The following is a 1,111-nucleotide window of genomic DNA, read 5'->3' on the forward strand; positions in this document are numbered from 1 at the left end:
CCTCTATTCCCCAACGACGTCCCGCGACCGTGACCAGAACGGCGAGCGGAACCGGCCGCGGGCTGTGTGTCAGGTAGAACGCCAGCTCCTTCTTCTCCCCACGGGAACGGCGGACCAGAACCTGCAGGGCCCGGTTCTCCGGTCCAGCGAGATCCGTGGTGTCGACCAGCGCCCAGTCATACAACCGAGGGCCTTTCGCGCCATCCGCGCTGGAATACGTCTCCCAGGCTCCGGCGGGAACCAGCCCGGCGAGGGTGTCGACCCGCCGCCGGCCGACCGCGGTCGTCACCATGGTGTCGCACGCGACTGCCAGCACGTAGCCGACCCGGTGCTCCTCCAACCAGTCCCGCAGCTCCGCGTCCGCGCCGTACACCTCGTCACCGGCGACCCAGCCCAGCTCCCGGTGGGACAGCCAGAACCGGCGGACCATGTCCAAGGCCAGCAGCGGCTTCGTCGCGAACCCCCGCCGCCGGGGCACCCCCGCCTCGGCGCACCGGTCCCGGTCCTCGGTCCAGCTCGCGGGAAGGTAAAGCTCCCGGTCGACCAGCGCCCGCCCCCGCCCGGAGACATAGGCGGCGAACACCCCGATCTGACAGTTCTCGATCCGGCCCGCCGTGCCCGAGTACTGCCGCTGCACCCCCGCCGAGAGAGTTCCCTTCTTCACGAACCCCGTCTCGTCGACCACGAGGACACCACCCGGCTCGGCCAGGTTCTCGATCACATACGACGCGACGACGTCCCGCACCCGATCGGCGTTCCACACATACCCGTTCAAAAGCCGCTGCATCTTCTGCGGACCCGCCTGACCGGTGAACTCCGCAAGGGTCCATCCGTTCTTCCGTTCCGTCCGAGACAACAACCCGGCCACATACGCCCGCGCCTGCAGCCGCGGCTGCTCCGATCCGAAACACGGGTCGATCCGCGCCAGCAGCTCCTCCAAACCAGCCTCCCACACCGCCACGTCCAACCCGGATACACTCCGCTCCGCGGCCACCGCGGTTTCTTTGTTGGTTCTCACAAACTACGGAGAATCACACGGTGGCCGCGCCCGTTCGGACGCCACGCCGTCGCCCACTCCAGAGACCACACGCCGACCACTGTCACTGGAGTA

At 68.4% G+C, this 1,111-nt stretch carries 1 protein-coding gene; it reads right to left on the reverse strand.

The window, feature by feature from the left end:
• Positions 1–961: IS701 family transposase (locus AB1460_RS37690; RefSeq protein ID WP_368967357.1), on the reverse strand; the 961-nt coding region annotated here is incomplete at its 3' end.
• Positions 962–1,111 lie beyond the last annotated feature (150 nt).

Origin of the sequence: Parafrankia sp. FMc2 (assembly GCF_041008525.1) — a bacterium.
Classification (GTDB): Bacteria; Actinomycetota; Actinomycetes; order Frankiales; family Frankiaceae; genus Parafrankia.